Origin of the sequence: Phenylobacterium sp., assembly GCF_030651185.1 — a bacterium.
In the GTDB taxonomy this organism is placed as follows: domain Bacteria; phylum Pseudomonadota; class Alphaproteobacteria; order Caulobacterales; family Caulobacteraceae; genus Phenylobacterium.
Genome location: NZ_JAUSCJ010000011.1, coordinates 84,696 through 110,734, shown reverse-complemented (window position 1 = coordinate 110,734; position 26,039 = coordinate 84,696). Strand labels below are relative to the sequence as shown.

General features: G+C 69.1%; 31 protein-coding genes. 22 read left to right on the top strand and 9 right to left on the bottom strand.

Annotation, left to right across the window (positions count from 1 at the left end):
• Nucleotides 1–37: 37 nt before the first annotated feature.
• The 6 genes from sdhC to Q7J39_RS03505 are packed head-to-tail and all read left to right on the top strand — an operon-like array spanning nt 38 to nt 5,084.
• Nucleotides 38–445 carry a succinate dehydrogenase, cytochrome b556 subunit gene (sdhC, locus tag Q7J39_RS03530; RefSeq protein ID WP_304820483.1) on the top strand — a complete coding sequence of 136 codons (408 nt, stop codon included), beginning with the start codon at nt 38–40 and terminating at the stop codon, nt 443–445.
• Entirely contained in the window at nt 445–831 is a 387-nt protein-coding gene (sdhD, locus tag Q7J39_RS03525) for a succinate dehydrogenase, hydrophobic membrane anchor protein (protein WP_304820481.1), read from the top strand. The genes sdhC and sdhD overlap by 1 nt, the downstream gene beginning before the upstream one ends.
• A gap of 8 nt (nt 832–839) precedes the next feature.
• The gene (gene sdhA, locus Q7J39_RS03520) at nt 840–2,627 is read left to right on the top strand and encodes a succinate dehydrogenase flavoprotein subunit (RefSeq protein WP_304820478.1); all 1,788 of its coding nucleotides are present in this window, start codon (nt 840–842) and stop codon (nt 2,625–2,627) included.
• Nucleotides 2,628–2,673: 46 nt separating this feature from the next.
• Nucleotides 2,674–3,456 carry a succinate dehydrogenase iron-sulfur subunit gene (locus Q7J39_RS03515; protein WP_304820476.1) on the top strand — a complete coding sequence of 261 codons (783 nt, stop codon included), beginning with the start codon at nt 2,674–2,676 and terminating at the stop codon, nt 3,454–3,456.
• Nucleotides 3,457–3,514: 58 nt separating this feature from the next.
• Entirely contained in the window at nt 3,515–4,744 is a 1,230-nt protein-coding gene (locus tag Q7J39_RS03510) for an NAD(P)/FAD-dependent oxidoreductase (RefSeq protein ID WP_304820474.1), read from the top strand.
• 19 nt (nt 4,745–4,763) lie between these two features.
• Nucleotides 4,764–5,084: a 2Fe-2S iron-sulfur cluster-binding protein gene (locus Q7J39_RS03505; protein WP_304820472.1), complete on the top strand. Its 321-nt coding sequence runs from the start codon at nt 4,764–4,766 to the stop codon at nt 5,082–5,084.
• A gap of 240 nt (nt 5,085–5,324) precedes the next feature.
• Here Q7J39_RS03505 and Q7J39_RS03500 read toward each other — a convergent pair whose 3' ends face one another.
• On the bottom strand, nt 5,325–5,918 hold the full coding sequence (locus tag Q7J39_RS03500) for a sigma-70 family RNA polymerase sigma factor (protein WP_304820470.1): 594 nt from the start codon (nt 5,916–5,918) through the stop codon (nt 5,325–5,327).
• Between the two features lie 318 nt (nt 5,919–6,236).
• Between Q7J39_RS03500 and Q7J39_RS03495 the strand changes: the two genes are divergently transcribed.
• Together Q7J39_RS03495 and Q7J39_RS03490 are read left to right on the top strand one after the other, a co-directional pair.
• Nucleotides 6,237–7,091 (top strand): hypothetical protein, encoded by an 855-nt coding sequence (locus Q7J39_RS03495; protein ID WP_304820468.1) that lies wholly within the window; start codon nt 6,237–6,239, stop codon nt 7,089–7,091.
• Between the two features lie 17 nt (nt 7,092–7,108).
• Nucleotides 7,109–7,312: a hypothetical protein gene (locus Q7J39_RS03490; protein WP_304820465.1), complete on the top strand. Its 204-nt coding sequence runs from the start codon at nt 7,109–7,111 to the stop codon at nt 7,310–7,312.
• A 10-nt stretch (nt 7,313–7,322) separates the two neighbouring features.
• On the opposite strand, the gene Q7J39_RS03485 is transcribed toward Q7J39_RS03490, so the two are convergent.
• From Q7J39_RS03485 to Q7J39_RS03470, 4 genes are all read right to left on the bottom strand, one after another.
• Nucleotides 7,323–8,144, bottom strand: coding sequence for a class I SAM-dependent methyltransferase (locus tag Q7J39_RS03485; protein WP_304820463.1), 822 nt, complete (start codon nt 8,142–8,144; stop codon nt 7,323–7,325).
• A 226-nt stretch (nt 8,145–8,370) separates the two neighbouring features.
• On the bottom strand, nt 8,371–9,096 hold the full coding sequence (locus Q7J39_RS03480; protein WP_304820461.1) for a carbon-nitrogen hydrolase family protein: 726 nt from the start codon (nt 9,094–9,096) through the stop codon (nt 8,371–8,373).
• A 76-nt stretch (nt 9,097–9,172) separates the two neighbouring features.
• Nucleotides 9,173–10,159 carry a nitronate monooxygenase family protein gene (locus Q7J39_RS03475; protein ID WP_304820459.1) on the bottom strand — a complete coding sequence of 329 codons (987 nt, stop codon included), beginning with the start codon at nt 10,157–10,159 and terminating at the stop codon, nt 9,173–9,175.
• Nucleotides 10,160–10,213: 54 nt separating this feature from the next.
• Entirely contained in the window at nt 10,214–12,532 is a 2,319-nt protein-coding gene (locus tag Q7J39_RS03470; protein ID WP_304820457.1) for an ATP-binding protein, read from the bottom strand.
• A gap of 201 nt (nt 12,533–12,733) precedes the next feature.
• Between Q7J39_RS03470 and Q7J39_RS03465 the strand changes: the two genes are divergently transcribed.
• The 4 genes from Q7J39_RS03465 to Q7J39_RS03450 all read left to right on the top strand — a co-directional run bounded on the left by Q7J39_RS03465 (nt 12,734) and on the right by Q7J39_RS03450 (nt 15,858).
• Entirely contained in the window at nt 12,734–13,303 is a 570-nt protein-coding gene (locus Q7J39_RS03465; RefSeq protein WP_304820455.1) for a hypothetical protein, read from the top strand.
• The gene (locus Q7J39_RS03460) at nt 13,296–13,703 is read left to right on the top strand and encodes a metallopeptidase family protein (RefSeq protein WP_304820452.1); all 408 of its coding nucleotides are present in this window, start codon (nt 13,296–13,298) and stop codon (nt 13,701–13,703) included. The genes Q7J39_RS03465 and Q7J39_RS03460 overlap by 8 nt, the downstream gene beginning before the upstream one ends.
• A gap of 259 nt (nt 13,704–13,962) precedes the next feature.
• Entirely contained in the window at nt 13,963–15,093 is a 1,131-nt protein-coding gene (locus Q7J39_RS03455; RefSeq protein WP_304820449.1) for a ferritin-like domain-containing protein, read from the top strand.
• A gap of 285 nt (nt 15,094–15,378) precedes the next feature.
• The gene (locus tag Q7J39_RS03450; protein WP_304820447.1) at nt 15,379–15,858 is read left to right on the top strand and encodes a VOC family protein; all 480 of its coding nucleotides are present in this window, start codon (nt 15,379–15,381) and stop codon (nt 15,856–15,858) included.
• A gap of 206 nt (nt 15,859–16,064) precedes the next feature.
• Here Q7J39_RS03450 and Q7J39_RS03445 read toward each other — a convergent pair whose 3' ends face one another.
• On the bottom strand, nt 16,065–16,382 hold the full coding sequence (locus Q7J39_RS03445; protein ID WP_304820445.1) for a BrnA antitoxin family protein: 318 nt from the start codon (nt 16,380–16,382) through the stop codon (nt 16,065–16,067).
• Complete coding sequence (locus tag Q7J39_RS03440) at nt 16,363–16,683, bottom strand: BrnT family toxin (RefSeq protein ID WP_304820443.1); 321 nt, start codon at nt 16,681–16,683, stop codon at nt 16,363–16,365. Before Q7J39_RS03440 ends, Q7J39_RS03445 begins: the two co-directional genes overlap by 20 nt.
• A 118-nt stretch (nt 16,684–16,801) precedes the next feature.
• Between Q7J39_RS03440 and Q7J39_RS03435 the strand changes: the two genes are divergently transcribed.
• The 6 genes from Q7J39_RS03435 (at nt 16,802) to Q7J39_RS03410 (ending at nt 20,911) form a co-directional block, all read left to right on the top strand.
• The gene (locus Q7J39_RS03435) at nt 16,802–17,014 is read left to right on the top strand and encodes a DUF4287 domain-containing protein (RefSeq protein WP_304820441.1); all 213 of its coding nucleotides are present in this window, start codon (nt 16,802–16,804) and stop codon (nt 17,012–17,014) included.
• Nucleotides 17,015–17,206: 192 nt separating this feature from the next.
• The gene (locus Q7J39_RS03430) at nt 17,207–17,467 is read left to right on the top strand and encodes a DUF2282 domain-containing protein (RefSeq protein ID WP_304820439.1); all 261 of its coding nucleotides are present in this window, start codon (nt 17,207–17,209) and stop codon (nt 17,465–17,467) included.
• A gap of 119 nt (nt 17,468–17,586) precedes the next feature.
• A complete protein-coding gene (locus Q7J39_RS03425) occupies nt 17,587–17,850 on the top strand; it encodes a DUF2282 domain-containing protein (protein ID WP_304820437.1) in 264 nt (87 codons plus the stop codon).
• Nucleotides 17,851–17,910: 60 nt separating this feature from the next.
• Nucleotides 17,911–18,735 carry a DUF692 family multinuclear iron-containing protein gene (locus tag Q7J39_RS03420; protein WP_370689990.1) on the top strand — a complete coding sequence of 275 codons (825 nt, stop codon included), beginning with the start codon at nt 17,911–17,913 and terminating at the stop codon, nt 18,733–18,735.
• Entirely contained in the window at nt 18,732–19,502 is a 771-nt protein-coding gene (locus tag Q7J39_RS03415; protein WP_304820433.1) for a DNA-binding domain-containing protein, read from the top strand. Before Q7J39_RS03420 ends, Q7J39_RS03415 begins: the two co-directional genes overlap by 4 nt.
• Nucleotides 19,499–20,911 (top strand): hypothetical protein, encoded by a 1,413-nt coding sequence (locus tag Q7J39_RS03410; protein ID WP_304820431.1) that lies wholly within the window; start codon nt 19,499–19,501, stop codon nt 20,909–20,911. Before Q7J39_RS03415 ends, Q7J39_RS03410 begins: the two co-directional genes overlap by 4 nt.
• A 17-nt stretch (nt 20,912–20,928) precedes the next feature.
• On the opposite strand, the gene rnk is transcribed toward Q7J39_RS03410, so the two are convergent.
• Complete coding sequence (rnk, locus tag Q7J39_RS03405; protein WP_304820429.1) at nt 20,929–21,309, bottom strand: nucleoside diphosphate kinase regulator; 381 nt, start codon at nt 21,307–21,309, stop codon at nt 20,929–20,931.
• A 288-nt stretch (nt 21,310–21,597) separates the two neighbouring features.
• Between rnk and Q7J39_RS03400 the strand changes: the two genes are divergently transcribed.
• From Q7J39_RS03400 to mmcB, 4 genes are all read left to right on the top strand, one after another.
• Nucleotides 21,598–23,412: a DUF885 family protein gene (locus Q7J39_RS03400; RefSeq protein WP_304820427.1), complete on the top strand. Its 1,815-nt coding sequence runs from the start codon at nt 21,598–21,600 to the stop codon at nt 23,410–23,412.
• 1 nt (nt 23,413) lies between these two features.
• A complete protein-coding gene (locus Q7J39_RS03395) occupies nt 23,414–24,124 on the top strand; it encodes a class I SAM-dependent methyltransferase (protein WP_304820424.1) in 711 nt (236 codons plus the stop codon).
• Between the two features lie 202 nt (nt 24,125–24,326).
• A complete protein-coding gene (locus Q7J39_RS03390; RefSeq protein WP_304820422.1) occupies nt 24,327–24,854 on the top strand; it encodes a lipocalin family protein in 528 nt (175 codons plus the stop codon).
• 39 nt (nt 24,855–24,893) lie between these two features.
• A complete protein-coding gene (mmcB, locus tag Q7J39_RS03385) occupies nt 24,894–25,358 on the top strand; it encodes a DNA repair putative endonuclease MmcB (protein WP_304820420.1) in 465 nt (154 codons plus the stop codon).
• Between the two features lie 55 nt (nt 25,359–25,413).
• On the opposite strand, the gene Q7J39_RS03380 is transcribed toward mmcB, so the two are convergent.
• Nucleotides 25,414–25,971 (bottom strand): ActR/PrrA/RegA family redox response regulator transcription factor, encoded by a 558-nt coding sequence (locus Q7J39_RS03380; protein ID WP_304820417.1) that lies wholly within the window; start codon nt 25,969–25,971, stop codon nt 25,414–25,416.
• Nucleotides 25,972–26,039 lie beyond the last annotated feature (68 nt).

The window sequence follows — 26,039 nt, the reverse complement described above, 5'->3', positions numbered from 1 at the left end:
TTAAAAGCGGAGCCGCTTCGTCCTCTCGGAAACAGCCATGACAGAGACCACCCAAGGGCCCCGTGAACGGCCGCTGTCGCCGCACCTCATGGGCTGGCGGCCGCATGCCACCATGGTGGGGTCGATCCTGCACCGCATCACCGGCTCGGCGCTCTATGGCGGCGCGCTGATCCTGGCCGGTTGGGCCCTGTCGCTGGCCGCCGGGCCCGACGCCTACCAGGCCTTCATGGAGCTGCTGGGGTCGCCCCTGGGCAAGCTGGTGCTGTTCGGCCTGACCCTTTCGCTGTTCTACCACCTGGCCAAGGGCGTGCAGCACCTGTTCTGGGACAGCGGCAAGGGCTTCGCGCTGCCCATCGCCAACATGGCGACCATCGCCTGTTTCGCCTTCGCCGTGGCGGCCACCCTGGCGGTCTGGGCCATAGCCTGGATGACGGGAGCGCTCTGATGGAAAATTACCGCACCCCCCTGCGCCGCGCCCGCGGCCTCGGCTCAGCCAAGCACGGCGTCGGTCACTGGCTCGCCGAGCGGGTCACCTCGGTGGCCCTGGTTCCCCTCGTCCTCTGGGCGGTCTTCGGGGTCATCACCCTGGCCGGCACCGACTATTACGGCGCCGTCGCCTGGATTTCGCAGCCGCTGAACGCGGTGCTGATGGTCCTGCTGACAGCGGTGTCCTTCCTGCACATGCATGCGGGCATGCGGGTCATCGTGGAGGACTATATCCACACGACCCTCAGCAAGTCGGCCCTGCTGCTGCTCAACCTCTTCGTCTGCGCCCTGATGGGCTCGCTGGCGGTGTTCTCCATCCTCAAGGTCGCGCTGGGAGGCGCTTGATCGGTCCCATGGCGACTTATGAGTTCATCGATCACAAGTTCGACGTCGTCGTCGTCGGCGCTGGCGGTTCGGGCCTGCGCGCCGCGCTGGGCTGCGCCCAGGCCGGCCTGAAGACGGCCTGCATCTCCAAGGTCTTCCCGACCCGCTCCCACACCGTGGCGGCCCAGGGCGGCATCTCGGCCAGCCTCGGCAACATGGGCGAGGACGACTGGCGCTGGCACATGTACGACACCGTCAAGGGGTCGGACTGGCTGGGCGACCAGGACGCCATCGAATACCTCTGCCGCAACGCGCCGGCCGCGGTCTACGAGCTGGAGCACTGGGGCGTGCCCTTCAGCCGCACCCCTGAGGGGAAGATCTATCAGCGCGCCTTCGGCGGCATGACCCGCAACTATGGCGAGGCCCCGATCCAGCGCACCTGCGCGGCGGCCGACCGCACCGGCCACGCCATGCTGCACACGATGTACGGCCAGTCCCTGGCCCACTCGACCGAGTTCTTCATCGAGTACTTCGCCCTCGACCTGATCATGGATGAGGGCGTCTGCCGGGGCGTGACGGCCTGGAAGCTGGACGACGGCACCCTGCACCGGTTCCAGGCGCAGCAGGTGATCCTGGCCACCGGCGGCTATGGCCGGGCCTATTTCTCGGCCACCAGCGCCCACACCTGCACCGGCGACGGCGGCGGCATGGCCCTGCGGGCCGGCCTGCCCCTTCAGGACATGGAGTTCGTCCAGTTCCACCCCACCGGCATCTACGGCGCCGGCTGCCTGATCACCGAGGGCGCCCGCGGCGAGGGCGGCTACCTGACCAATTCCGAGGGCGAGCGGTTCATGGAGCGCTATGCGCCCTCCGTGAAGGACCTGGCGCCCCGCGACATGGTCAGCCGCGCCATGACCATCGAGATCCGTGAAGGCCGCGGCGTGGGTCCCAAGAAGGACCACATCCACCTGCACCTGGATCACCTGGATCCCAAGATCCTGCACCAGCGCCTGCCGGGCATCTCGGAAAGCGCCAAGATTTTCGCCGGCGTAGACGTGACGAAACAGCCGATTCCGGTGCTCCCGACCGTGCATTACAACATGGGCGGCATCCCCACGAACTTCTTCTCTGAAGTGGTTACTCGGGACGGCGACAATCCCGACAAGGTGGTGCCTGGGCTGATGGCGGTGGGGGAGGCGGCGTGCGTTTCGGTGCACGGGGCCAACCGGCTGGGGTCCAACTCGCTGATCGACCTGGTGGTGTTTGGCCGTTCGGCGGCCCTGCGGACGGCGGCGACCATCAAGGCCGGCGCGACCCAGCCCGAGCTGAAGAAGACCGAGAGCGACGCTCACCTGGCCCGGTTCGACAAGTTCCGCAACGCCTCGGGGGGCACCACCACGGCGGCGCTGCGCCTTGAGATGCAGATGGCCATGCAGGAGGACGCCGCGGTGTTCCGCACCAGCGACAGCCTGGCGTCGGGCGCGAAGCGTCTGGACGCCGTCCAGGCCAAGCGCTCTGACCTGAAGGTGACCGATAGAGGGATGGTGTGGAACACCGACCTCATGGAAACCCTGGAGCTGGACAACCTGATCGGCCAGGCGGTGACCACGGTGGTGGGCGCGCACAACCGCACCGAAAGCCGCGGGGCCCACGCCCACGAGGACTTCCCCGACCGCAACGACGGCGAGTGGATGAAGCACACCCTGACCTGGTTCGACGACGCCACGGGCAAGGTGGCCATCGACTATCGGCCGGTGCACGACTTCACCATGACCAATGACATCGCTTACATCCCGCCCAAGGCGCGGGTGTACTAGGCAAGCGACGTCGAGTGGTGATCCAGAATTCCAAGGAACGCGTCTGATGGTCCAACTTACCCTGCCGAAGAATTCCCGCGTCCAGAAGGGCCGCCACCACGCGGCCCCGGCCGGGTCGGGCAAGACCAAGACCTTCAAGGTCTACCGCTACGACCCCGAGGGGACCGAGAACCCCCGGTGGGACACCTATGACGTGGACATCGACAACTGCGGCCCCATGGTCCTGGACGTCCTGATCCACATCAAGAACACCATCGACCCGACGCTGGCCTTCCGCCGGTCCTGCCGCGAGGGGGTCTGCGGCTCCTGCGCCATGAACATCGGCGGCCGCAACACGCTGGCCTGCACCCACGGCCATGCTGACGAGCCGGGCCACGAGTGCTCCATCGCCCCCCTGCCCAGCATGCCGGTGGTCAAGGACCTGATCCCCGACCTGACCATGTTCTACGCCCAGTACGCCTCCATCGAGCCCTGGCTGCACACCACCACGCCCGAGCCGCAGAAGGAGTGGATCCAGAGCCCGCAGGACCGCGAGAAGCTGGACGGCCTCTATGAGTGCATCCTCTGCGCCTGCTGCACGACCTCGTGCCCCAGCTACTGGTGGAACGGCGACAAGTACCTCGGTCCCGCCACCCTGCTGCACGCCTACCGCTGGCTGATCGATAGCCGCGACGAGGCCACCGGCGAGCGGCTGGACGCCCTGGAGGACCCCTTCAAGCTCTATCGCTGTCACACCATCATGAATTGCGCCCAGGTGTGTCCCAAGGGTCTAAACCCCGCCAAGGCCATCGCCGAGATCAAGAAGACCCTGGCCGAACGGGTCGTCTGACCATCCGAACTCTGTTCGGTAAGTTGACGCCGGCGTCATTTTTCTGCATGGGGCTATCATGGGTTCAGTGAGCGCACATGTGGTGGTTCTCGGCGCGGGGCATGCTGGCGGCACGCTCGTGGCCCTGCTTCGCCAATACGGCTTCGAGGGCCCCATCACCATGGTGGGGGACGAGCCCATCGGACCCTACCAGCGGCCGCCGCTGTCCAAGGCCTGGCTGAAGGGCGAGGCCGACGCGGACTCGCTGGCGCTGAAGCCGCTGGAGTTCTACGCCGAGAACCAGATCGACTTCCGGCCCAACATCTCAGCGACCGCCCTGAAGCGGGCCGACAAGCTCGTCGAGCTCTCCGACGGCTCGACGCTCAGCTACGACCTCCTGGTGATCGCCACCGGCATGCGGCCCAACAAGCTGCCCCTGCCGGGCGCGGAGCTTTCAGGGGTGTTGTCGTTGCGCTCGGCCGCCGACGCCGAGGAGCTGAAGAGCCACCTCAAGCCCGGCCACCACGTGGCGATCATCGGCGGCGGCTATATCGGCCTGGAAGTGGCCGCCTCGGCCCGAGCCCTGGGCGCCGAAGCCACCGTGTTTGAGCGGGAGGCCCGCATCCTGTCGCGCAGCGCCTGTGAGGTGCTGTCGACCTTCTTCACCGACTATCACCGGGCCCGCGGCGTGACCTTCGAACTGGGCGCCCAGATCGAGCGTCTGGTGGGCGAGGGCGGCAAGGTCACAGGGGTGAAGATGGCCGACGGCCGCACCATCCCCGCCGACGCGGTCCTCGTCGGCGTGGGCGGCAAGCCCAATGACGAGATCGCCGCCGACGCCGGACTGGAGACCGCCCGCGGGGTGGTGGTGGACCTGGAGGCGCGAACCTCTGATCCCTCGATCTTCGCCATCGGCGACTGCAGCCACCGGCCGCTGCCGCACTATGACCGGATGTTCGGCCCCGAGAGCGTGCCCAGCGCCCTGGAACAGGCCAAGCAGGTGGCCTGCGCGATCACCGGGCGGCCGGCGCCGACGCCGGAAGTGCCGTGGAACTGGTCGGACCAGTACGACCTCAAGCTCCAGATCGCGGGCCTGCCCTTTGACGCCGACCAGATCCTGGTGCGCGGCGACCCCGCGTCAGGCAAGTTCGCCATCTTCCATCTGAAGGGCGATCAGGTGCAATCGGTGGAGGCGGTCAACGCCCCGCCGGAATACATGATGGGCCGTCAGCTCATCGGGAACCGCAAACACGTCAATCTCGACAGGCTTGCGGATCCATCGGTTTCCATGAAAGAGGTCGCCGCTTAAGGCGGGCGAAGGGGAGTAAATGGCCAAGGTCACCTATATCGAGAACAACGGAACCGAACACGTCATCGACGTGAAGGCTGGCCTGACGGTGATGGAAGGCGCGGTGAAGAACAACGTCCCGGGCATCGACGCCGACTGCGGCGGAGCCTGCGCCTGCGCCACCTGCCACGTCTATGTCGACGCCGCCTGGGACTCCAAGACCGGCACCAAGTCGGCCATGGAGGAATCCATGCTCGACTTCGCCGAGAACGTGGAGCCCAACAGCCGCCTCTCCTGCCAGATCAAGGTCAGCGACGAGCTGGACGGCCTGGTGGTCCGCATGCCGGAAAGCCAGCACTAAACCTCGTCGTCCGCGCGTCCCTCGATGTGTCATCCCGGAAAGCGCGTCAGCGCTTGTCCGGGACCCATATGCGAGGGGCATGCCGGAGATATCGGTGCTTTGTGGTCCCGGTCTTCCGCGTGCCGCGGAAACCGGGATGACACCTATTGAATGACGCAGAAAAAAGCCGCCGCTGTGAGGACAGGGGCGGCTTCTTCGTGTGTCCCGGAGCTACGAGGGCTCCGGGAGGGGGTTCTTTAGCTAAGCGGCCATGCGGGGCGCCGACAGGCGGTCCAGGGTGTTCATCAGGGTGGCCATGGCCGAGGACGGCAGGATCTCGTCCTCGTCATAGGAGCCTTCGGCCAGGATCAGGGCCAGGCGGTCGCGGGCGCGGCTGACGCGGCTCTTGATGGTGCCGATGGCGCTGCCGCAGATGTCGGCGACTTCCTCATAGGACAGGCCGCCGGCGCCGATCAGGATCAGGGCCTCGCGCTGGTCGTCGGGAAGCATGGCCAAGGCCCGGCGGACCTCGTCGAGTTCCAGGGTGGCGATGGGGTTGGAGACCGCCACCAGGGTGCGTTCGGCGGTTTCCGGATCGAGCTGGGTCGAGCGCCACGAACGGCGCTTGTCGGAATAGAACTGGTTGCGCAGGATCATGAAGGTCCAGGCCTTCATGTTGGTGCCCGGCTGGTAGCTGGCCCGGTTGTTCCAGGCGCGCAGCAGGGCGTCCTGGGCCAGGTCGTCGGCTTCCACGGCGTTGCGGCACAGGGAGTGCGCAAAGGCCCGCATGTGGGGAATGAGGGCGGTCAGTTCGCCCATGAAATCCTTGTCGGCGGCGGTCGTGGTCGCGGTCATGAAAGGCCCTCTGGAAATCATCTCGGAGGGGGCCGTCACCAACCCCCGTGAAAACCAAACGCAGCCGTTGCGAGAAAGCTCCGCCATTCCGAAAAGAATCTTCACCGTGGGGAGGGGGGCGGAGAGGGCGCCCACTGCTGTCATCCCGGAAACGCGAAGCGTTGTCCGGGACCCAGACGCGCGGGGCCCTCCGGAAAGATCGGTGCGTCTGGGTCCCGGTCTTCCGCTGGCGCGGAAACCGGGATGACACAGGGTGGGCGGGCAAAGAAATATCGTTCTTATTTTGTTCTTTTCGCATTCCGTTGATATCCTGCGCCCATGGTCGCCGCCTATCCGCGCAAGGAGGTGATGGTCCGCATCTGCGAGGCGGTGGAGAAGGGCTATCGGCTGCACCAGTTGGCGCAGCGGCCGGGGTGGCCGAGCCGGATGACCGTCTATCGCTGGACGCTGAAGGATCCCCTCTTCGCGCGGCAGATGATCTCCGCGCGGCAATGGCGCTACGGCATGAAGGTCAGCGCCACGGCGGGGCCGGTGTTCGATCCTGCGCGGGCCGAGGCCTTCCTGATGGAGGTGAAGCGCGGGCGCGCGGTGCGCGACCTGGTGCGGCGGCCGGAGTGGCCCAACCGCAGGCGCCTGAACCGCTGGAAGTCCGAGGGGCCCGAGTTCGTGGCCGCGCTGGCGGAGGCGGTGGCCCTGGCCGCGCGGATGCGGCTTCGCAAATGGGAATTCTATGACGAGGCCATCGCCGACGAGATCATCCAGCGCGTGAACGCGGGCGAGACGATGGCGAGGATCGAAGCGGCCAAGGGCCTGCCGGGCAAGGTGGATATCCGGCGGTGGAAGCGGCTGCGGCCGGACTTCGCCAAGGCCCTGCGGCTGGCGCAGCGCGGCGGCCAGATGCGCCGCAGCGCCAAGCCGTCGCGCCTGAGTCCCGCCCTTTTCGATCATATCCTCACCGAGATGACCACCGGGGCCTCCCTGCGCCAGGTCGCCCAGGCGCCGGGCATGCCGCACTACGTGACGCTGATGGCCTGGCAGAGGCGCGATCCTGAGTTCGCCAAGATGCTGGCCTGGGCCCGTGAGGAGGGCCGCTGGGCGCGCGGGGCGGAGAAGGTGGCGCGGGCGGATGCGCTGCCGGCCAAGGCCTATGAAGCGTTGAACGCAAGAGCTTGATGCCGGATTGTGCCGCCATGCCACCCGAAGCGCGCGACCTACTTCTTGAGAAAATCTGCGTCGAGTGGGGTTTTTGCCTCGGCCCCGACGACGCCCAACGGATTGTCGACATGCCGGAGATCGACGCTGAGGCGTTCGCCACCGCCGTGCTTGCCGCCGAGGGCATGAGGGAGCACCAGGACTGGAAGGTTCGGCTCGTGCAGGCGTTCGAAGCGGCCTGACAAGCCGGTCTTAGCCCCGCGCCGTCACCCGCCAGCAGGCGGCGGTCATCGGCACAACACCCTCAACCTCATAGGACGCCAGGCGCTCGGCCACCGCCGCGTGGACCTTTTCGCGGGTCGCGGCGTCGGCCTGTTGCAGCAGGGGCGGCAGGGCGCCCAGGCGGAAGGTGAGCCGCATCAGGTCGTCCAGGGCGATGGGGGTGGGGACGTCGAGAGGCGCGATCTCGATGTCGCGCCAGCCGCTGCGCGTCAGGATTCCGCGCACGCGGTCGGGGTCGGCGAAGGCCCAGCGGCCCGGCGCGTCGGGGTCGGCCTGCGGGATCGGCGGCAGGAAGGGGGCGGCGGCCTCGAGGGGGGCGCTGGCCAGGGGATTGTCGGCGGGACTGCGCCAGCAGGCGAAGGCGAGCCTGCCGCCCGGTTTCAGGGCGCGGCGCAGGTTGGCGAAGGCTGAGTCGAAGTCGGCGAAGAACATGACCCCGAAGCGGGAGATGGCGGCCTCGTAGGCCGCGGTCCCCAGGTCGAGGGTCTGGGCGTCGCCCTGCAGGAAGGTGGCGTTGGCGATCCCCTGCGCCTCGGCCCCGGCGCGGGCCGCCTCCAGCAGGGGGGCGGAGATGTCGACGCCGGCGGCGCGGCCCAGGGGACCGAGGCGCCGCGCCATCTGCAGGGTGGTGGTCCCGGCGCCGCAGCCGATGTCCAGCACCGCGCCGCCCTCGCCCGGGAAGGCCGTGGTGATGAGGGTTTCGGCGATGGGCTGGTAGAGGCCGTCCATCAGGTCCTGGAGCTCGACCCAGGCGTTGCCGGCGGCCTGGCTCCAGTTGGGCGGGGCGGTCATGGGCGGCTCCTGGGTGTTTGCGGGGATCGGGTTCGTGGCGGGTCCTGGGATACTGGTCCTTCTCCCCTTGCGGGAGAAGGTGGCCCTGCGGAGCAGGGTCGGATGAGGGGTCGATAGGCCTCTCGGGTTGGGGCGTTTTAAGACTAGCGGAGAGGGGAGCGTGACCCCTCATCCGACCGGTCTCCGACCGGCCACCTTCTCCCGCAAGGGGAGAAGGAAGGCTGAGTTACGGCATCTCGAACACCAGCAACCCCGGCTGGTCCAGCGGCAGTTGGGCGACGACCTCGCCCTCGGGGTTCAGCACCGCCGTGGGGCCCCAGGCGATCCGCCCCTCGCGTTCACCGGTGACGTCGGAGGAGATCAGCCAGAGACCGGTCTCGCGGCAGCGGTCGGCGCGGGCGGGGTTGTGGCGGTCGCGCCAGTGCTCGGCGGTGGGGCGCTTCATCATGTTGTTGGCGGCGCAGACGAGGAGGGCGCCGCCGGTGTCGGCCACGGCCTGGGCGGCGCCCGGGAAGTTGGTGTCGTAGCAGATGTTGACGCCGAACCGGACGCCGCCAGCCTCGAAGGCGGGGGTGTCGGTCCCGGGGGTGAAGCAGGTCTCGCCGGCCAGCAGGTGGGTCTTGCGGTAGCGGCCCACTAGCTTTCCGTGGCGGAGCACGACGGCGGTATTGAAGAGGTGGCCGTGCTCTTCCTCGATGAGGCCCAGCACGATCGTCGGTCCGGCGGTCGGGAGGCGGACGAGGATGGCCGCGAACTCCGGGGAGCTCAGGTTCAGGGCGTGGCGGCGCGCGCGCGGCTCGTCGGTGAGGTAGCCCTGCAGGTAGCCTTCCGGGAAGACCAGCAGCTCAGCGCCCTGGGCCTGGGCGTCGGCGATGACGGCGAGCGCATAGGTGAGCGCCGCGTCGACGTCCTCGCGGAACTCCGGGGTCTGGGCGGCGGCGATGCGGGGCATAGGTCAATCCATCATCGTCATCCCGGCCGCAGCGGTCCCGGATCGGCCTCTCGGCCGTCCGGGATGACGTTGGGGTCTAAGCGCTCACCACCATGCGCTGGGCGTTCCGGGTGAGCACCTGTTCGGCCTGACGCATGATGTTGGCGACCATCTCCTGGCAGGTGGGGATGTCGTGGATCAGGCCCTGGCTCTGGCCGACGGTCCAGATGCCGCCGTCGGTGTCGCCCGCGCCCATGACGTTGGTGCGGCCGCGAACGCCGGCCACCAGGTGGCGGACGTCCTCGATGGTCTTGGTGCTATCCTGCTGGATCGCCACGACCTCTTCCGACACCGCGTTGCGGGCCACGCGGCTGGTGTTGCGCAGGGTGCGGTTGGTGAGCAGGGTGTCGCGCTCGGTGTTCTCGACGATCTTCTTCTTCACGTTCTCATGGATGGCGCACTCCTGGGTGGCCATGAAGCGGGTGCCCATGTTGACCCCGTCGGCGCCCAGCATCAGGGCCGCGGCCAGGCTGCGGCCGTCGGCCATGCCGCCCGAGGCGATCACCGGCACGTCGCCCAGCGCGTCCACCGTGGCCGGCAGCAGCACGATCAGGCCGACGTCGTCCTCGCCGGGGTGACCGGCGCACTCGAAGCCGTCGATGGAGACGATGTCCACCCCGTGGCGCGCGGCGGTCACCGCGTGGCGGACCGAGGTGCACTTGTGGATCACCTTCACCCCGGCCTCCTTGAAGGCGGGCAGGTGGTCGGTGGGATTGCGGCCGGCGGTCTCGACGATCTTGATGCCGCTCTCGATGATGGCCTCGCGGTACTCGTCGTAGGGAATCTTGTTCAGCGACGGCAGCAGGGTGAGGTTCACCCCGAACGGCTTGTCGGTCAGGCTGCGGCACAGCTCGATTTCCTCGAGCAACTCCTGCTTGTTGCTGGAATGGTGGGCGGTGATGAAGCCCAGCGCCCCGGCATTGGCGACGGCGGCCACCAGGCGAGCGTAGCCGACGCCGGTCATGCCGCCCATGACGATCGGCGTCTCGACGCCGAACATCTCCGTGATCCTGGTCTTGATCATGTCTCGTCCCCTGCAATGTGTTGGTCTGGTTGGCGCCAGACTAGCAGGAGGTTTTCAGAACCCAAGCTCGGGATGGCCCGCCGCGCCCTGGGCTTCCTCGGGGAGGTGGCAGGTGAAGGTGGCGCCGGCGCCGGGTTCGCTCTCCAGGGCCACCCAGCCGCCGTGCAGTTCGACGAGGGACTTCACCAGCGCCAGGCCCAGGCCCGGACCGCCCCGCTCGCGGCCGATGAAGCGGTCGAAGATGTGCGCCTGGACGTGGAAGGGGATGCCGCGGCCGGTGTCGGTGACCTGCAGCTGGATCTCGCCCAGCGCCCGGCGGGCCGAGATGGTGACCGTTCCCCCCGGCGGGGTCTGGCGGATGGCGTTCTCGGTGAGGTGGTCGAGGGTCTGGGCCAGGCGCTTGATGTCGCCGCGGATCAGGCCGATGTCGTCGGGATACTCCACCTTGACGGTGACCTGGGCGGCGGCGGCCTCGTCGGCGCGCCGGGCGGCGGCGTCGTTCAGCAGCTGGGCGACGTGGACGTCCTCCAAATCCAGCGCCATCTCGTCGGCGTCGATCTGGGCCATGTCCAGGACGTCGTCGATGGAGCGGGCCAGCTGGGTGGCGGCGCTGCGCACGGCCGCCGCATGGCCCCGGCCGCGTTCCGACAGGTTCTCGCCCGAGCGCTCCAGCAGTTCGGAATAGCCGATGATGGTGGTGAGCGGGGTGCGCAGCTCATAGGAGACGTTGCCGACGAAGTCGCGCTTCAGCCGCTCGGTTTCGGCCAGGGCCGCGGAGCGGTCGGCGAGCGCGCTCTCCAGCTTGCGGGCGTCGGTGACATCCCCGAAGGCGATCAGGGTGGCGCCGTCGGGCAGGGGGCGCGACTGATAGACCACGATGCGGCTGTCGCTGGTCTTCACCTCGCCGGAGATGGGCGCGCGGGCGGCGGGGTCGGTGTCGGCCACCCGGCCCTTGAGCTCGCGCCAGAAGCCCATGTCGTGCAGGCGCGGAATGCAGAGCTCGACCACGCCCTCGAAGTCGTGGGCCTGGTCAAGCTGTTGCGGGGTGATGTTCCAGAAGCGTTCGAAGGCCTCGTTGTGCAGGCGCAGGCGGCCGTCGGCCCCGAACACCGCCACGGCGTCGTTGAGCTTGTCGAGGGTGGCCTGCTGCACCTGGATCAGGGCGTTGTACTGGGCCTTCAGGCGCAGCTCGCCGGTGATGTCGGAGAACAGCAGGACGATGCCGCCCAGGGGGTGGACCTGGCGGCCGACCTTCAGGGTGCGGCCGTCGGGGATCGACCACATGTCGTCGGGACTGGCGTCGATGGCCTCGTAGCGGTCGAGTTCGCTGGCCTTCCACTTGGTGTAGTCGGCGGTCTCGGGCAGGCGACGGCGCTGGCGCAGGCGGTCGAGGATCTCCGAATGGGTCGGGCGCTCGGCCAGCCAGGCGGGCTCCAGGCCCCAGAGGTCGGCGAAGGCGGTGTTGTGGAAGATCAGCCGCTTGGTCTTGGAGAAGATGGCGACCGCGTCGGCGATGTGGTTGAGGGTCTCGTCGTGGGCCTCGACGTGGCGCTTCAGGGCCTCGCGCAGTTCCTCCAGCTCGCTGACGTCCTCGGTCCAGACCCCGACGCCGCCACCCTCCAGGGGCTGGGCGGTGATCTGGAAGGCGCGGCGGCGGCCGGCGAAGGACGACCACCGCAGGGCCTCGCGCTTCTGGCCCAGGTTGGCGGCCTCGGCGGCCAGCGCATCGGCGGCCTTGTCGAAGGAGAGGCCCTTGGCGGCGGCGTCGTCCAGGCTGGCGGCGTCGACGGCGGCCAGCCAGGCGGCGTTGACCCAGACCGGGCTCCCGTCGGCGGCGGCGACCCAGGCCGGCGTGGACCGCGTGTCCAGGAAGGCGGCGAAGCGCGGGGCGGTCGGCAGGCCGACGTCCTCCCCCACCACGGCCGAGAGCCGCAGCCAGGCCAGGGCGCCGGCGGCCCGGCCCTCGACGGCGACGACGCCGTGCGGGCCCTGGACCTCGAAGGCGCAGGCCTCGCCGCGCTCGAACAGGGCGCGCAGCCGCCGGGCATGGTCGGGGTCGGCGCGCATCAGGGCGGCCACAACGTGCTGGGGATCGCCGTCGCTGAGGCCGAGGGCGGAAATGCAGGCGGCCAGGCTTTCCTCGCCCGACGCCAGCAGGGCGTGGCCGTCCTCGACGGCGAGCAGGGCGCTGTCGAAGGCCTCGGCCGAGGCCATGGCGGCCTCGGCGCCGGCCTCCAGCACAGTGATCCGGCTGCGCAGGGCGTCCAGTTTGTCGTCGGACTGGCGACGCTGGGCCAGGGCCCAGAGGGTGGCGCAGATGGCCAGCAGCACGGCGCCGGCGGCGGCGGCCAGGATCAGGTCCAGCTCGCTCATCGCGTCGCCCGGGGCGTCAGGCCTTTTCTGTGCCGAATCATCAGGATCGAACATAGAGCCTTTCCGGTTCGGATGAACTCATCCGAACCGGATAAAAAGGCTCTAAAACCTAGAGTTAGGGCGTGACGGGCGCCTGAACCGGCGGCCACTTCAGGCGCTCACACCCTAGGCGCTCACGCCCACTTCGGCGATAATCGAGGCATGACCGCGATCCTCTATCCGGTGGCCGCCCATGTGGACGCCGCCCTGCAGGCGCCGCTTGCCCGGGCGGCGCGCGAACGCGAGGCCGTGGCCGCCGCCGGCCAGGCCGTGGTCTTCGTCACCGAGCCGGTGGGGCCGCCCTATGCCAGCCGCGAGGCGGCGCTGGAGGCCCATGCCGGCCGGGTGGAGGACGACCGGCCGGGCCGGGTCGTGGTCCTGACCGCCGAGGACCGCTTCTGCCGGCTGGCCGAGGTGATCGACGGGCGCCCGCCGCCCCCGGTGCAGCCGGCGATGAAGGACGGCCGCCGCTGGCCCGCCCCCAAGGCCCCGCCCCGCACCGTCTGGCGGCTGCAGGTGAGCTACTGGCGGCTGGGGTCAGCGGCCAAGGCGGCCGAGGGACCCCAGGCGCGGGCCGCCCGGCGCAAGGCCAGCGAACCCCTGGACTATCAGGCCCTCAGCGCGCTCGCCCGCACCCCGATGCGGCCGGTCAAGCCGCAGCAGCCGCTGGATATCGGTCTGTTCGAGACACGGCCCCCCGAGGCGCCGCATATCATCATGCCTGATGAGTGACGCCCCCGACGCCAGCGGCCTGGCCCCCTCCCTCGACGACCTGGCGGCGCTCGCCGAGGCCGCCTTCGCCGCCCTGCCGGCCGACTTCCGCAAGATGACCGGGGACGTGATCTTCCGGGTCGACGACTTCGCGGAGAAGGATGTGCTCGATGAACTGGGCATCGAGGACGCCTTCGAGCTGACGGGTCTGTACCAGGGCGTCGACATCGGCCGGCGCACGGTGTTCGACCCCTCGCCGCAGGCCTCGATGATCTTCCTCTACCGCCGGCCGATCCTCGATGAGTGGGTCGACCGCGGCGACGTGACGCTGGCGCAACTGGTCACCCACGTCCTGGTCCACGAGATCGGCCACCACTTCGGCCTGTCCGACGACGACATCGACGCCATCGAGGCGGAGTAAGCCCCACCTTACCACCGTCATCCCGGGCGACCCGCAGGGGAGACCCGGGACCCAGGGGGATTGATGGCTGCTCCTGGGTGGCTGCTTCGCGCCGCCGCTTCGCGGTCCCGGCTCTACGCTTCGCTTCGGTCGGGATGACGTAAGTTTGGAAAGTGACGGCCCCGTCAACTTTATTGACTCCGCAAGGTTTGCGGGTGATCGTCGCTCCAAGAGGAAACCGTGGCCGCCAGCGTGCGCGCCACCGCAGGAGACGACCCCCATGGCCGCCGACGGCAACATCACCAAGGACATCATCTACGAGGCCGTGGCCCCCGACGACTTCGAGGCCATGCTGGACCTCGACCGCTACGGCAATCGGTCCACCGCCTTCGACAAGATCATCTCGGCCACCCACGACCATTTCTGGGATCCGCTCGACAAGAAGTACATCGACTTCGACGAGCCCTTCGACATGGAAAACGAGATGCTCCTGCCGGAGGACATGATCATCTCGCTGTCCACCGACTACGTCTCCAACCACCTCAGCGACTGGAAGACCCGCGTGCGGTTCGCCAACCAGTCGGCGCTGCGGTCGTTCTCCTCGATCCTGCACGGCGAGCAGGGCGCGCTGAACCTGTCGGCCAGCCTGTGCCACGTGCTGCTGGACCAGGGGGCGCAGGAATACGCCGCCAACCAGACCCGCGAAGAGGCCCGCCACGTGACGGCCTTCGCCAAGTACATCAAGGCCCGCTGGGGCCGCCCGGTGGAAGCCGGCCCCACGCTGAAGGCCCTGCTGATCGACATCATCGGCAGCCCCGAGGTCTACAAGAAGATCATCGGCATGCAGATGCTGGTGGAGGGCCTGGCCATGGGCGCCTTCGCCACCTTCTTCAACAATATCAATGACCCGCTCGGCAAGAAGCTGATGCAGCTGGTGATGACCGACGAGGCCTTCCACCACAAGTTCGGGAAGATCTGGGCCGACCGCACCATCCCGCACCTGTCGGAAGCCGAGCACGAGATCATCGAGACCTGGGCGGCCCACTGCTTCCAGACCCTGCTGTTCAACCTGGTGGCCCCCACCCAGCAGCGCGACCTCTATGAGGAGTTCGGCCTCGATCCGGACCGCGTCATCGCCGAGATGGCCGCCAACATGAACGACGAGACCCGCCGCGAGAGCATGAAGGAGCAGTCCAACATCTTCCGCGTGCTGGTGAAGACCCTGCTGAACGCCGGCATCATCACCGAGCGGACGCGCGCCTTCTACGCCATCTATGTGGACCTGGAGGAGCTGAAGGCCGAGGGCGACCGCATGGTCGGCGACGACATCGCCGAGCAGGGCATCGCCTACCTGCAGGAGATCAACTTCAAGGACCGCATCGCCCAGTCGATCTCCATCGCCGCGGAGTAGGTTTCTCTCCGACGCCGAACGCGAAACGCCCGCCGGTCCCCCCGGCGGGCGTTTTTCGTCGGGGGCACTGTTCGTGTGGTTCGTGTGGTTCGTGGACCAGCTTGATCCGCCTCGTCGGCGTCGCGGCCGCAAGACTTGGAACCGCGAACCACACGAACCACACGAACGCTGGACCGAGGCCATAGGGGGATTTGGGGCCCGGCCTGCGCCGGGATGGGACCCTGGGCGTGTCGGGAACCCCGCGCCTCGTTCGTCCTTGGATCAGACAACCTAAGGAGAACGACGATGGCCAAGTTCACCACCTGCCTGTGGTTCGACCACGGCGAGGCCCGCAAGGCGGCGGAATTCTACGCTGGCCTGTTCCCCGACAGCCATGTCGGACCCGCCGCGACGGCGCCCAGCGACTTTCCTGACGGCAAGGCCGGCCAGGAGCTGACGGTGGCGTTCACCGTCCTGGGCCAGTCGTTCCTGGGCCTCAACGGCGGCCCGGCCTTCAAGGCCAACGAGGCGGTTTCCTTTGTGGTGGAGACTGAAGGTCAGGCCGAGACCGACAAGTACTGGGACGCCATCGTCGGCAATGGCGGGGAGGAGAGCGAGTGCGGCTGGTGTAAGGACCGCTGGGGCTTCTCCTGGCAGATCACCCCGCGCGTGCTCACCGAGGGTGTCTCCGACCCCGACCCGGCGGTGGCCAAGCGGGTGTTCGACGCCATGATGACCATGCAGAAGATCGACGTGGCGAGGATCGAGGCGGCAAGACGGGGGTAGGGGGCGAGCCTTACCCAAGGCGTGAAAAGCGACCCATTGCGGACGTTTACGAGACCTTCGGGGCGATCACAGTCGGCAGTGGCGTGGCCCGGGCGCCCCGCGGGAGGGAGGAAAGCCGACGTCCGCTAACCCCGTCTCTGAAGTCGGGAACCTCTACTTGTAGGCGATACGCCTCGCCTTCCTGGCAGCCGGCATAGCGCCCTTGTTCACGCCCGCCGCGCCTGCTTAAGCGAGGCCAGCATTTCCCGCCGCAGAATGGCGTTCAGGCGGCCCTGATACCCCCTGCCCTGCGACTTGAGCCAATCCAGCACGTCGGCGTCCACGCGGGCGGTGATCTGCTGCTTTACGGGCCGGTAGAAGCGCCCACGGACGCCCGCGCTCCACGCCTCGTCTGACAGCTCGGGAATGTCGCTGGTGCCGATCGACTCGTCAGGCAACGCCGCCAGCTCGGCCAGGTGCTCGCGCTGCGCGTCGGTGAGCGCCGGCAGGGTTTCGGGGGTGTGGCTAACCAGTTTCGTTTTCATAGCGTCGCCTCTCTCGCGGCGTGGCTCGCCGCGCTGAAATGATGCGGATGATCTCGACCGACCCGCCGTCGGCGTCTTCCCCGCTGACCGTGTGCGCCACCAGGAGGATCACGACGCCCTGGGCCGCCCCAACGGTTTGCCACCGTTGTTCGCCACCCTCGATGCGGTCCTGCACCGAGATGTGCAGCGGATCCTGAAATACCTGCCGGGCTTCCTCGAAGCTCACACCGTCATGCTTGCGCTGATTTGAGAGGTTTTCAGCCTCGTCCAATTCAAATCGGACGCTGGTAATGGCTTCCATATAATTATAGATTTGTAATTACATAAGCCGCCTGCCCTGAACTCAAAAGTCGAGGGGCCGTCCTTGTCGGATGTCCCGCTCTTCCTTCGTCCTCCGAGGAGCAACCCGGAGAACCCCCATGCCTGACGAGAAGATCAAGGGCCCCGCGTCCTACTTCCCCTCCATCGAGAAGACCTACGGGCGGCCGATCGCCGAGTGGAAGGCGTTGGTCCGCGCGCGGCTGCCGGCCAAGCATATGGAACTCGTCGCCATGTTGAAGACCGAGCATGGGATGGGTCATGGGCATGCCAACGCCATCGTGGCGCACACCTTGGCAGAGCCGGGCGGCTAGCGGGTTCCTGCGCGGCGGGCGGTCTGAGCCGGGGGGATTGACGGGGTGGTCCGGCAGGCTCGCCGCGACGCGCGCCTTGCTCAGCCAAAAGTGCCGCGGCCCTACGGTCAGACGACGTGGCCCTGGGCGGCCCAGCTTCAGACCCTGGTCATACCTGCGGCCCACAGTCGGCGCCTTGCATAGGGACCTGTGATGACCACCGCCTCCAATCTGATCCTGGCGACCGCCTTGTCCGCCACCTTCGCCCTGCTGGCCTTGCCGGCCAGCGCCGCGCCGGCCGGCAAGGAGAAGTGCTTCGGCATCGCCAAGGCCGGGCAGAACGATTGCGCCGACGCCAACGGGGTTCACGCCTGCGCCGGTCAGGCCAAGAAAGATAATCTCACCACCGAGTGGAAATACGTCGCCAAGGGCGCCTGCGAGAAGGAAGGCGGCAAGCTCACCGCGACCAAATGATGCGCCGATAGGAACGCCTTGCGCAGACTTCAAAAGATGTTGCGAAACGCGCCGACGCCCAGGAAAGTGGTCGGCGCCGGGACGACCCAACGACAGCCCAGTTTCAGCCTGAGAACGCCATGACCCGCCCCTCCACCGCCCTGCTCGCCACCGCGCTGAGCGCCACCCTCGCCCTGCTGGCGGTCCCCGCCCATGCCGCGGGCGACAAGGAGAAGTGCTACGGCATCGCCAAGGCCGGTCATAACGATTGCGCCGACGCCAACGGGGTTCATTCCTGCGCCGGTCAGGCCAAGGCCGACAACAGCCCCAGCGAATGGAAATACGTCGCCAAGGGCACCTGCGAAAAGGAAGGCGGCAAGACCACGCCGCCAAAGGGCAAGTGACGCTCCGAACTCCGGGGCCGGGCAGGCCGACCCGCAGCCGGTAGCGGCGCGATGACGCGTCTGCCGCCGCGCGCCGGCGCCTCGTTCAAGCCGCAGCATTTCGCCGCGATCAATGCCGCGCCCCAGGCGATCGGCTTCTTCGAGGTGCATGCGGAGAACTACATGGGCGCGGGCGGGCCGCCGCACGCCATGTTGTCGAGGCTGCGCGAAGACTATCCGCTGTCGCTGCACGGTGTCGCCCTGTCGATCGGCGGCGCCGAGCCCCTGGACGAAGACCACCTGCAGCGACTGGCGGCGCTCTGCGCGCGCTATGACCCGCAGAGCGTTTCCGAGCACCTGGCCTGGTCGCGCCACGGGGGCGAGTTCCTCGCCGACCTGCTGCCCCTGGCCTATACGGCCGAGACCCTGGCGCGGGTCTGTGAGCATGTGGACCGCACCCAGGCGGTGCTGGGCCGCCCGATCCTGCTGGAGAATCCCTCCCTCTATCTGAGCTTTGAAGACAGCGCCCTGGAGGAGCCCGACTTCCTCGCCGAGGTGGCGCGGCGCACCGGCTGCGGCCTGCTGCTGGACGTCAACAACGTCTTTGTCTCCTCGGTGAACCTGGACTTTGATCCGGCGCGGTATCTGGCGGCCCTGCCCCTGGACGCGGTGGGGGAAATCCATCTGGCCGGCCATGCGCGCCGGGCCGACGGGGTGCTGATCGACAGCCATGGCGCGGCGGTGAGCGCAGCGGTGTGGGGGCTCTATTCGGGCGTCATCGGCAGGGCCGGACCCATCGCCACCCTGATCGAATGGGACAACGACCTGCCCGCCTGGCCCGAGCTGCTGGCGGAGGCCGCGAAGGCCGAGGCGATCCTGACCCCCCTGCGGTCGCACGCGGCGTGAACCTGGCGCGGCAAGAGGCGTTCTCGGCCGCCCTGCACGGGGCGGGGCCGCTGGTCGGGACGCCTGAGCCGCGCCTGGACATCCACCGCAACAACCGCATGGCCTCGCTGGCGGCCTCCCTGGCCATCGCCTTTCCCGCCACCCTGCGCATCGTGGGGGAAGACTATTTCCACGCCATGGCGCGGGAATTTATCCAGGCCAGCCCGCCGCGCGGGCCCGTCCTGCTGGCCTATGGGGACGAGCTGCCCGACTTCATCGCGGCCTTTCCGCCGGCCGCCGATATCCCCTATCTCGCCGATGTGGCGCGGATCGAAGCCGCGGTGACGCGCGCCTATCACGCGCAGGACGCCCTGCCGCTCGGGGTCGAGGATCTGCAATGGCTGAACGGGCCGGGGGCGCAGGATGTGCGCCTGCGCCTGCATGCCGCGGTCTTCGTGCTGCGGTCACCCTTTCCCGCCGCCACCCTGTGGGAACACAACCTGGCCGCCGACTGGGTCCCGGTGGCGGACTGGCGCGGCGAGGATGTGGTGGTCTGCCGCCCGCAGATGGAGGTCCTGGTGCGGGTCCTGCCGCCGGGCGCGGGCGATTTCCTGCAGGCCCTGATGGGTGGCCACAGCCTCGGCGAGGCCGCCGCCCGGGTGGCGAGCGAAGGGTTCGATCTGCCGGCGGCCCTGGCCTTCGCCTTCGCCCAGGGTCTGGCGCGGCCGGACGTGGACACCGGGCCCGTGGCGGGCGTAGCTGACGTGTTTGGGGGCGGGATATCATGATCAAGTTGCAGGGGCGGCAGGGCGTCTTCCCGCGCGCGCGCGTGGCCGCCATCCTGGGGCTCAGCGGCCTGCTGGCCGGCTGCGCCTCGGCCCGTCTCGACCACGCCATGACCCTGGTGGGCGATCCAGCCGGGCCTCAGGGCTTCGAGGCCGTCCGCCGCGATCCGCTCAACGCCCGCGCCCACATGTGGACCGCGCAGGGGCTGCTGGCGCAACCGGGCGCCACCTCCGGCGACATTGAACTGGCCAAGAGCGGCTTCCGCACGGCGGCCCGCCTGGCGCCGGACCTGTGGGAGCCCCTGGTGGGCCTGGCCGCGGCCCACTACCGGCTAGGAGAATTTGACGAGGCCCTGGGGGACCTGGCGACGGCGGCCGATCGCCGCGGCAAGGTGGGGGACCTGGCCCTGCCGCTGGCCCTGGCGGCCTATCGCGCGCAGCGGCCCGAACTGGCGCGGCAGGCCTATGCCGGCGCGGTGTCGGCGGGCCAGGGCAGCCCCTTCCTCGACCGCGCCTTTTCCGGAGAGTCCAACTGGCGGCCCGCCCCGGCCGCCCCGCCGCCGCCCGCCGCGGCCTCAGGCGCCGACAGCGACCAGAACATCGTGATCGAGGCCTATATCATCCGCGACGCGCGCACCGCCGCGCTGGGCAGCGGCATCAGCCTGCTGGACAGCCTGTCGATCAATTTCGGCGGCTCCCTGGTCAATTACAGCTATGGCGACTCCGGCTCCAGCACGACGGGCAATGTGGCGGTGACCCTGTCGGGGGTGACCTATTCCCTCAACCTGGCCACCCGCGATGTGGGCCGGGTGTCCCTGGAGGCCAGCCCCCTGGTGCTGGCGCGCCTGGGCAAGACCTCGAAATTCCTCGAGGGCGGGTCGGTGCTGATCGTGCCCCACGGCGACGATCAGGACCCGATCGAGCGGGAGGTCGGGATCAGCATCAATGTCACGCCGGACGCCATCGGCCGCGACCATGCCGATCTGACGGTGGTGCTCGAATATTCCAAGATCAGCGCCCAGAGCGAGGCCAGCAGCGGCCGCGGCGCCAGCCTGCTCAACACCGAAAAGACCCGTATCGAGGTCCCGGTCCGCGTGCCCTATGACAAGACGGTGCTGATCGGCTCCCTGGGGGCGCTGACCCGCACCACCGAAGCCAAGCGCTCGGTGGTGGCGGTTCCCCTGCCGGGAACCTCGGCCAAGTCCGCCCTCTCCACGGTGCGCAATGTCCTGGCGCTGATTTCTGTCCGGCGCCCCGACGACGCGGGCGCGCCCGTCCCCGATGACGCGGCCCTGGCCCTGCGCCTGTTCGGCGCCCCGCTTCTCCCGGCCGGCGTCTATGGGGAACGTCCCTCCGACACCCCGGACCCCGGCCTCGACGCCCTGATCGCCAGGATCGGCCGTCCCGGCTAGGCCCGCGCCGTCGCCCCCTACCCCCGGCTGACCTTCAGGACGCGGAGGGCGCGCAAGCGGCCGTCGCGGTCGGGCCAGTGGATGGATTGGCCGGCCTTCAGGCCGAGCAGGCCGGCGCCCACGGGGCTGAGGACCGAGACCTTGCCCACGGCGATGTCGGCCTGCCCCGGATAGACCAGCTGGACGGTGCGGGTCTCGCCGTGGGCGTCGTCGAGGAATTCCACCGTCGAGTTCATGGCCACCACGGTGTCGGGGACCTTGGCTCGCACCTGGGCGCGCTCCAGCTCCTCGCGCAGGCGCCCGCCGTCGGCCGGGGCGCGGTCGAGCAGCAGGAACAGGCGGTCGGCGTCGGTTTCGCTGAGCTGGATGGGCGGACGGGCAGGGGTCTTGGACGGCATGGGAGGTCTCCGGGCGCGCGGCGGCGCGGGCCGACAGGGTCGGCGGCAAGGTCAGGTTTTCAGAAAGGCCCCGAACTCGCGGGCGAGCCGTTGGAATCCGGGGCTAGGAGCCTGCGAGCAGGCTGCCGCCGTGGTGGCGAAAACGCCGGAAGGACGGTCGGGAGAACATCGGGCCATTCAGGCATCAGGCGCCCGGCCTGTCAAACCACGCCTGCGTGGGCCGGGGCCCGTTGTCGCGGAGCCGACAAGCCGACTAGGATCGGCCCTTGGTTTGGCAGGGAGTTTCCGATGCGGCTTTCACGGCGTGACTTCGGACTGGGGGTCGCGGGCGCGGCGGTGGCCTCCTCCGCGCGGGCGGCGGCGGCGGCCGGCGATCTCGACGCCGCCCTGACCGCCTATCTCGACGAAGCCTTTGAGCAGGAACTGGCCCTCGACCCCGAGCGCCTGACGCGGCTGGGGCGCAAGACCGCCAATGACAGGCTCACCGACCAGGGTGAGGCCGCCCAGGCCGCCCGGCTGGACTGGCGGCGGCGGAGCGTCGCGGAGATGAAGCGTCGGTTCGATCCCGGCAAGCTCGGGGAAGATGCGCGGACGTCGTTCGATATCTGGCTCCTGGCCCTGGTCCGCGCCGAGGAGGCCTATCGCTGGCGGGGGCATGGCTATGTGTTCGACCGCAACGGCCTGCACACCGGCCTGCCCAACTTCATGATCAACGCCCACCGCGTCGATAGCGCCGCCGACATGGCCGCCTATGTGGCGCGGATCGCGGCCATCGGGCCGGCGATGGCGGTGGAGCTGGCCAAGGCCCAGGCGGCGGCGAAGGCCGGGGTGCGGGCGCCGCGGTTCGCCTATGACCAGGCGGCCAGCGAGGTGACGCGGCTGACCACGGGGGCGCCCTTCGGCGCCGGCGCCGACTGCGCCCTGTTCGCCGACGCCAAGGCCAAGGCGGCGTCGCTGCGGACGGCGGGCAAGATCGATGCGGCCCAGGAGCAGGCCTTCGTGACCGGGGCGGCCTCGGCCATGACGGGGTCGATGAAGCCCGCCTATGACCGCGTCGGCGCCTGGCTGGCGGCCGACCGGGGGAACGCCTCGGCCTCGCCGCAGGGGGCGGGCGCCCTGCCGGACGGGGCGGCCTATTACCAGGCCATGCTGCGCCAGCAGACCACCACCGACATGACCGCCGACCAGATCCATGCGCTGGGCCTGTCGGAGGTGGCGCGCATCCGGGGCGAGATGGAGGTGCTGAAGGGCAAGATCGGCTTCTCAGGGACGCTCGAAGCGTTCTTCGTCGAGCTGCGGACCAATGACCGGTTCTATGTGAGCAACGACGAGGCGGGCCGGGCCAAGTACCTGGCCTTGGCGCAGGGCTATCTGACCGCGATGAAGGCCCGGCTGCCGGAGATGTTCGGGCGGCTGCCGAAGGCCGACCTGGTGGTCAAGCGGGTGGAGGCGTTCCGCGAGGAGCCGGGCGGTGCGGCGCACTATGCCACGGGCGCGCCGGACGGCTCGCGGCCCGGGGTGTTCTATGTCCACCTGGCCGATGTGCGGGCCACGCCGCTGTATGAGATCGAGGGCACGGCCTATCATGAGGGCTGGCCGGGGCATCACCTGCAGCTCTCGCTGGCCGCCGAGCTGACCGGCCTGCCGGTGTTCCGCACCCAGTATACCTACGGCGCCTATGTCGAGGGCTGGGGGCTCTATGTGGAGCGGCTGGCCAAGGAGATGGGGTTCTATGCCGACCCGGTGAGCGACTTCGGGCGGCTGGGGCGCGAGATCTGGCGGGCGATCCGGCTGGTGGTGGACACCGGAATCCACGCCAAGGGCTGGAGCGAGGAACAGGCCACGGCCTTCTACGCCGCCAACTCGCCGCAGCCGGTGGGCAAGATCGCCTCGGAGATCCGCCGCTACTTCGTCATGCCGGGCCAGGCGACCTCCTACATGGTGGGGCAGGCCAGGATCCTGGCGCTGCGGGCGGAGGCGCGCGGGGCGCTGGGCGGCAAGTACGACCCGCGCGGGTTCCACGACCTGGTGCTGGGGGCCGGCAGCCTGCCGCTGCCGGTGCTGGAGACCCGGGTCCGCCGCTGGGTGAAGGCCCAGGCCTGAGATGGCCGGCACCCTGCCCACCGACCGCGACTGGCGCGGCCACTGGGACGGCGGCGAGCCGCTGCCGGGCGAGCCCCTGGCCCAGGTGGGGCGGACGGTGGGGGGCCGCCCCATCGAGGCCGCGCAGATGGACCGGCTGGTGGCCGCCATCGAGGACGCCCTGGACCTGCGGGCCTCCGACGTGCTGGCCGACCTCTGCTGCGGCAACGGCCTGGTGACCGTGCGGCTGGCGGCGGCCTGCGCGGCCGTGGTGGGGATCGACTATTCCCGCGAGCTGATCGCGGTGGCCCGGCGCGACTATGGCGGCGCCAACATCACCTATGTGGCGCGCGGCGCCCACGAGATCGGGCCGGGGGACTTTCCCGCGCCGGGCCTCAACAAGGTGGTGATGAACCAGGGGCTGCAATATTTCGACGAGGCGATGCTGCGGACGCTGCTGAGCAACATCGAGGCCTGCGCGGGGCGGGGGATGACCCTGTTCCTCACCGACATTCCCGACGTCGACCGGCTGGGCGCCTTCTACGACACGCCCGAGCGCTGGGCGGAGTTCGAGCGGCGCCGCGCGGCGGGGCAGGAGGCCCTGGGGACCTGGTGGAGCCGCGATCATCTGCGCGGCGTGCTGGAGGAGCACGGCTACGGCGTGGCGTTCCGCGTCGATCCCGGCCGGTTCACCGCCCACTACCGGTTCGACGTGCTGGCCACCAAGGGTTGAGGGGCCCCCGCCGCCCGTCCGATAACGGCACGCCGCCCCGGGCCGCGGCGCCCGCCGCCGGGCGTTTTGTCGCGGAAACCGAGCGTTCTGTATGGTTTAGCTGCCGGGAAATGGTCTAATTCGTGCTGTTGAACATTCCGCGCCGCCGGTTCGCGCCGGGGGCGTTTGAAGTTTCACAATCGGCGGGTAACGGTTAGCGATCATGACCATGCGTTCCTTGGCCACCCTTTTCGCCGCCGCCGCCGCCCTGCTCGGGGCGGCCCCCGCCTTCGCGGCCCCCTCGCCGCCGGACAACCGCATCGAGCTGACCAAGATGACGGGCCGCTGGTACGAGGTCGCCCGCCTGCCCAACAAGACCCAGAAGGATTGTCAGGGCGGCACCTCGGACTGGGTGCGGGCCGGCGACGGCTATTCGGTGGTCCAGGCCTGCCACAAGGGCGGGCTGACCCAGCCGGCCACCGAGTGGAAGGCCAAGGCCAAGGTCATCGATCCCAAGACCAACGCCCGCATCAAGATGAGCTTCTTCGGCGGCATGCTGAGCCAGGAATACTGGGTGCTGGAACACAAGTCCGACTGGCTGATCCTGGGCACTCCGAACGGCAACTATATGTGGCTGATGTCCCAACGCCCGACGCTGAGCGCCTCGGCCAAGGCCCAGGCGGTCGCCCGCGTCCGGCAGCTGGGCTACGACGTCAGCCGCCTGGAATTCCCGCAGCCCGCGCGCAACTAGGTCCTTGCGTCCGGAACGAAGCCGGAACAAGAATTGGCCATGGACGTCACCGTCGCCACCCTGGTCACCGTCACCCGGCCGCAGATCACAAACGCCGTCACGCGCGGCGCGGCGCGGCTGCTGATCGACCTGGGCTATGCGCCCCTGGCCGAGGTGACCCTGCCCAATGGGCGGCGCGCCGACCTGATGGCCCTGTCGCGCAAGGGCCACATCCTGATCATCGAGGTGAAGTCGGGACTGGAGGACTTCCGGGTGGACCGCAAGTGGCATGAGTACATGCCCTATTGCGACACCTTCGCCTTCGCCGTGGCCCCGGAGTTTCCCCGCGACATCCTGCCCGAGGAGCCGGGCCTGGTGGTCTGCGACGGCTTCGGCGGCGCGGTGCTGCGCGAGGCGCCCAGCGTTCCCCTGGCGGGGGCCAGGCGCAAGGCGCTCACCATCGCCTTCGCCCGCCTCGCCGCCCTACGGGCGGCCGGCGGCGTGGGCACGCTGCTGGAGGCTTGAGCGTACACCGTCATCCCGGCTCTCCGCTTCGCTGCGGCCGGGATGACGTCCTGCGTCAGCGCGGCGCGCGTTTGGCCAGGATGCGCTGCAGGGTGCGGCGGTGCATGTTGAGGCGCCGTGCGGTCTCCGAGACATTGTGGCCGCAGAGCTCGTAGACCCGCTGGATGTGTTCCCAGCGAACGCGGTCGGCGCTCATGGGGTTGTCCGGCGGCGGCGGGCTCTCGTCCTTGCGGGCCAGCAGGGCGCGGGCCACATCGTCGGCGTCGGCGGGTTTCGACAGATAGTCGATGGCGCCTGACTTCACCGCGGCCACGGCGGTGGCGATGTTGCCGTAGCCGGTGAGCATGATGACCTTGGCGTCGGGGCGGGCGTCGCGCACCGCCTCCACCACCTTCAGGCCGGTGCCGTCCTCCAGCCGCATGTCGAGGACGGCATAGGCCGGGGCGAAGGTGCGCACCGCGGCCAGGGCCTCGGCGACGCTGCCCACCAGCACAGGCTCGAAGCCCCGCTGTTCGAGGGCGCGGCCGAGCCGGGTTCGCAGGGGGGCGTCATCGTCGAGGACAAGCAAGCTCTTGTCGGGAAGGGCGGCGATGTCGGCGGAGAGATCGGTCATTAGGCAACCCCGGATAGTCGTGTTCGTCAGTATCGCCCTCTGCGGCATCATGTCGCGTTCGTCAGCCT